Origin of the sequence: Streptomyces anandii JCM 4720 (genome assembly GCF_014650655.1) — a bacterium.
GTDB classification, from domain to species: Bacteria; Actinomycetota; Actinomycetes; order Streptomycetales; family Streptomycetaceae; genus Streptomyces; species Streptomyces anandii.
Genome location: NZ_BMVJ01000041.1, coordinates 1 through 4,904 on the forward strand (window position 1 = coordinate 1; position 4,904 = coordinate 4,904).

General features: G+C 69.1%; 4 protein-coding genes. 2 read left to right on the top strand and 2 right to left on the bottom strand.

The window, feature by feature from the left end; translation table 11 throughout:
* Nucleotides 1-109: 109 nt before the first annotated feature.
* On the bottom strand, nt 110-907 hold the full coding sequence (locus tag IE249_RS34680; RefSeq protein WP_189711370.1) for an IclR family transcriptional regulator: 798 nt from the start codon (nt 905-907) through the stop codon (nt 110-112).
* A gap of 175 nt (nt 908-1,082) precedes the next feature.
* On the opposite strand from IE249_RS34680, the gene betA reads away from it, so the two are divergent.
* Nucleotides 1,083-2,750: a choline dehydrogenase gene (gene betA, locus IE249_RS34685; RefSeq protein ID WP_189711372.1), complete on the top strand. Its 1,668-nt coding sequence runs from the start codon at nt 1,083-1,085 to the stop codon at nt 2,748-2,750.
* A 160-nt stretch (nt 2,751-2,910) separates the two neighbouring features.
* On the opposite strand, the gene purU is transcribed toward betA, so the two are convergent.
* Nucleotides 2,911-3,783 (bottom strand): formyltetrahydrofolate deformylase, encoded by an 873-nt coding sequence (gene purU / locus IE249_RS34690; RefSeq protein WP_189711375.1) that lies wholly within the window; start codon nt 3,781-3,783, stop codon nt 2,911-2,913.
* 216 nt (nt 3,784-3,999) lie between these two features.
* Between purU and IE249_RS39515 the strand changes: the two genes are divergently transcribed.
* Nucleotides 4,000-4,904, top strand: a 905-nt coding sequence (locus IE249_RS39515; RefSeq protein ID WP_229859964.1) for an aldehyde dehydrogenase family protein, incomplete at its 3' end; no start/stop codon positions are given.

The following is a 4,904-nucleotide window of genomic DNA, read 5'->3' on the forward strand; positions in this document are numbered from 1 at the left end:
TGAGCTCGCGGGCCTATGCCCGGGGCGGTGTCCTGGTCCCCAGCGAACACCACATCGGCGCCTTCCACGACTGGGTCGACGAGCGCCTGGGTGTCCGGCGGAGGTGACCTCAGCCCAGGTGGCCCATCCGGTGGCTGATCTCCTCCGCTCCGCTGAGCAGGATGGTGGAGAGCTCGTGCAGCCGCTCCTCGGTGAAGCGGTAGGAGGGACCCGAGGCACTGAGGGCCGCGACCACCTGGCCGTCCTGGTTGCGGACCGGGGCGGCCATGGCGTGCAGGCCGATCTCCAGCTCCTCCAGCGTGAACGCGTAGCCGCGCTCGCGTGCCTCGGAGAGGTTCTTCTCCAGCGCCGACTTCGCGGTGATGGTGTGCGGGGTCACCTTCTTCAGACCCACCCTGGCCAGCAGCTCCTTGCGCTCCTGGGCGGGCATGTACGCCAGCAGCACCTTGCCGCTGGAGGTGGCGTGCAGCGGGGTCAGCTCCCCGACCCAGTTGTGCGCGGCGACGGCCGCCGGGCCGCGCACCTGGTAGAGGTTGATCGCGTAGTGCTCCCGCATGACCGCCATGTTGACCGTCTCGCCGATGTCCTCCGCGAGGCGCTCGCAGACCGGACGGCCCTGCTGGGTGAGGTCCAGGCGTCCCGTGACAGCGCCCGCCAGGCGTACGATGCCGAAACCGAGCCGGTACTTGCCGCGCTCGCCCGACTGCTCCACCAGGCCGCGCGCCTCCAGGGCGCCGAGCAGACGGAACGCGGTGGACTTGTGAACATCGATCTCGGCGGCCACCTCGCTCACGCCCGCTTCGCCGCGCTGGCCCAGGATCTCGAGGACGCTGACGGCACGGTCCACGGACTGCACCCCGCCGGCCGGCGAACCGTTCGTTTCAGTGTCCGGACTGTAGTTGCTCATAGCAAAACTATACGCGCAGTAAACAACGCTCCGAACGGCGCCCCGGACGACGCCCCCGCAAGTGACCCGATCGCAACGAAGACCCGTCAAGTTGCGCTCATCGCAACCTGGTGCGTATAGCGATACTCGTACTAGCATGCCTCGCGTATCGACAGCGCGAGCGAGACGAGGCACCATGGCTCCTCTGCACTACGACTTCGTGATCGTCGGCGGTGGATCGGCCGGCAGCGCACTGGCCAACCGGCTCTCGGCCGACCCCGCAAACCGGGTGCTGGTGCTGGAGGCGGGCCGGTCCGACTCCCCGTGGGACGTCTTCATCCACATGCCGGCGGCGCTGACCTACCCGATCGGCAGCCGGTTCTACGACTGGAAGTACGAGTCCGAGCCCGAGCCTCACATGGGCGGCCGGCGCATCTACCACGCCCGCGGCAAGGTGCTCGGCGGCTCCAGCAGCATCAACGGCATGATCTTCCAGCGCGGGAACCCCATGGACTACGAGCGCTGGGCCGCCGACCCGGGAATGGAGACCTGGGACTACGCCCACTGCCTGCCGTACTTCCGCAGGATGGAGAACTGCCTGGCGGCCGACCCCGACGACGAGTTCCGCGGCCATGACGGCCCCCTCGTCCTGGAACGCGGCCCGGCCACGAACCCGCTCTTCGGCGCCTTCCTCAAGGCCACCGAGGAGGCGGGCTACGCCCCCACCGACGACGTCAACGGCTACCGGCAGGAGGGCTTCGCCAGGTTCGACCGCAACGTCCACCGCGGACGCCGGCTGTCGGCCTCCAAGGCCTATCTCAAGCCCGTCAGGAAGCGGCCCAATCTGACCGTCAGGACCCGCGCCTTCGTCACCCGCGTCCTGTTCGAGGGCAAGAGGGCCGTCGGTGTGGAGTACCAGCGGGGCCGGGGCCCGGTGCGGCAGGTGCGCGCCGGGGAGGTCATCCTGTGCGGCGGTGCCATCAACTCGCCGCAGCTGCTGCAGCTGTCCGGTGTCGGCAACGCCGAGGAGCTTGCCGCCCTCGGCATCGACGTGGTGCACGACCTGCCGGGTGTCGGCGAGAACATGCAGGACCACCTGGAGGTCTACATCCAGTACGCCTGCAAGCAGCCGGTGTCCATGCAGCCGTACCTGGCGAAGTGGCGTGCCCCCTTCATCGGCCTGCAGTGGCTCTTCCGCAGGGGTCCGGCCGCGACGAACCACTTCGAAGCCGGCGGCTTCGCCCGGAGCAACGAGGACGTGGACTATCCCAACCTGATGTTCCACTTCCTGCCGATCGCGGTCCGCTACGACGGCTCCGTGCCCGCCGGAGGGCACGGCTACCAGGTGCACGTGGGGCCCATGTACTCCGACGCCATCGGATCGGTGAAGATCAGGAGCAAGGACCCGCGCGAGCACCCGGCGCTCCGCTTCAACTACCTCTCCACCGAGCAGGACCGCCGCGAGTGGGTCGAGGCGATCCGGGTCGCCCGCAAGCTCCTCAATCAGCCGGCCCTCGCCCCCTACAACGGCGGCGAGATCTCGCCCGGACCCTCCGTCGAGACCGACGAGGAGATCCTCGCCTGGGTGGCCAAGGACGGCGAGACCGCCCTGCACCCCTCGTGCACCCTCAAGATGGGCACCGACGAGATGTCGGTCGTCGACCCGCTGAGCATGAGGGTGCACGGGCTTGAGGGGCTGCGGGTGGTGGACGCGTCGGTGATGCCCTACGTCACCAACGGCAACATCTACGCCCCGGTGATGATGATCGCCGAGAAGGCGGCCGACCTCATCCTCGGCAAGGAGCCGCTGCCGCCGTCCAAGGCCGCGTACTACCGCCACCGCGACGCCCAGAAGCAGGGATGACCCGGGCCGCCCCACCACGCCTGCGCAGGCGTGGTGGGGCGGCCCGGGACCCGTCCTCCGCCGTTCTCCCGTTCTCCGTCGTCGCCGGCGCACGGCGGCGCGTGCCGAAGTGGGCGGGGCCGGAAACCGGCCCCGCCCACTTCGTGTGCCCGTCCATCGCTCAGCGGAAGACCACCGTGCGGTTGCCGTCGGTCATCACCCGGCTCTCGCTGTGCCACTTCACCGCGTGCGCGAGTACCTGTGCCTCCACGTCCCGGCCGACCGTGACCAGCTCAGCGGGGTCGAGGGAGTGGTCGACGCGCACCACGTCCTGCTCGATGATCTGTCCCTCGTCCAGGTCCGGCGTCACGTAGTGCGCCGTGGCGCCGACGAGCTTCACCCCGCGGTCATAGGCCTGCTCGTAGGGGCGTGCGCCCTTGAAGCTGGGAAGGAAGGAGTGGTGGATGTTGATGGCGCGGCCCTCGAGCTGCTTGCAGAGGTCGTCGGAGAGGATCTGCATGTACCGGGCCAGTACGACCAGGTCGACGTCCAACTCCCGCACCAGATCCAGCAGCCGGGCCTCCGCCTCGGCCTTGGTGTTCTTTGTTACCGGTATGTGGTGGAATGGCACTCCGTACGTCTCTGCCAGACCCTCGAAGTCGCGGTGGTTGGAGACGATCGCGGGAACCTCGATGTTGAGGGAGCCGGTGCGCCGGCGGAAGAGCAGGTCGTTCAGGCAGTGCCCGAACTTGGAGACCATGATGAGCGTCCGGGTCGGGGTGGAGGCGTCCCGCAAGGTCCAGGAGATGCCGTAGGCCTCGGCCACCGGTCCGAACCGGTAACGCAGATTTTCCAGACCGACGGCGGGGTCGGAGGCGTCGAAGTGGACCCTCATGAAGAAGCGGCCCTGGCGCCGGTCGTCGAACTGCTGGCTCTCGAGGATGTTGCCGGAGTTGCGGACGAGGAAGCCGCTCACGGCGTGGACCAGTCCCGCGCTGTCGGGACACGACAGGGTGAGGACGTACTCGCGGCCGGGCTGAGGTCGGGGGGACATGGGGCCTCCGTTGATGCGTATAGCGCAACTCAGTGAGCGATGAGCAACATAGTTGGCCTCAATGGGGTCCTCGGTCAAGGCGTGAGGGCCGGACGGTCCCTTGTGAAATCGTCATCCGCCGCCCTCTTGACGTCCGTCCGCCCATTCGCCATGGTGTTCCACCACAAGCAATGAATTGCGTGATGCGCAACGCATCTCGGTCGGAGGGCTCGGCGCGTGGCTGACCTGTATGTGGATGGCGAATGGCGGGAGCCGATGGCAGGCGGCCGCCGGGAGATCCGGTGTCCCGCGGACGGCACGCTCAGCGCGACCGTCTCGGAGGGGACGCGCCCGGACACCGAGGCGGCGATCGCGGCGGCCCGCCGTGCCTTCGACGAGGGCCCCTGGCCGCGCACCCCCGAGCGCGAGCGCGGAGCGTTCCTGCTGCGCACCGCCGACCTGATCGAGCGCGACGCCAAGGAGTTCGCCCGGGCCGAGTCCCTCGACACCGGCAAGCGCCTGGTGGAGAGCGAGTACGACATCGCCGACGTCGTCTCCTGCTTCCGCTACTACGGCGGCATCGGCGGGACCGACGCCGGCCGCGTGGTCGACACCGGCCGTGACGACGCCGTCAGCCGCGTCGTCCACGAGCCGGTCGGTGTGTGCGCTCTGATAACCCCCTGGAACTATCCGCTGCTCCAGGCGTCCTGGAAGGTCGCCCCGGCGCTGCTGGCGGGCAACACCTTCGTCCTGAAGCCGAGCGAGCTGACCCCCTCCACCTCGATCCTGCTGATGCGGGCGCTGGAGGAGGCCGGGCTCCCGGCAGGCGCGGGCAACCTCGTCCTGGGCCCGGGCCCGGAGGTGGGTGCCCCGCTCTCCGAGAACCCGGCTGTCGACATGGTCTCCTTCACCGGCGGCCCGGAGACGGGCAGGCGGATCATGGCCGCCGCCGCGGCGACCGTGAAGAAGGTCGCGCTGGAGCTCGGCGGCAAGAACCCCAACGTGATCTTCGCCGACGCCGACTTCGAGACGGCCGTGGACTTCGCGCTCACGGCCGTCTTCCTGCACTCCGGGCAGGTCTGCTCGGCCGGCGCCCGGTTGATCGTCGAGGACTCGGTGCACGACCGCTTCGTCGACGAGAT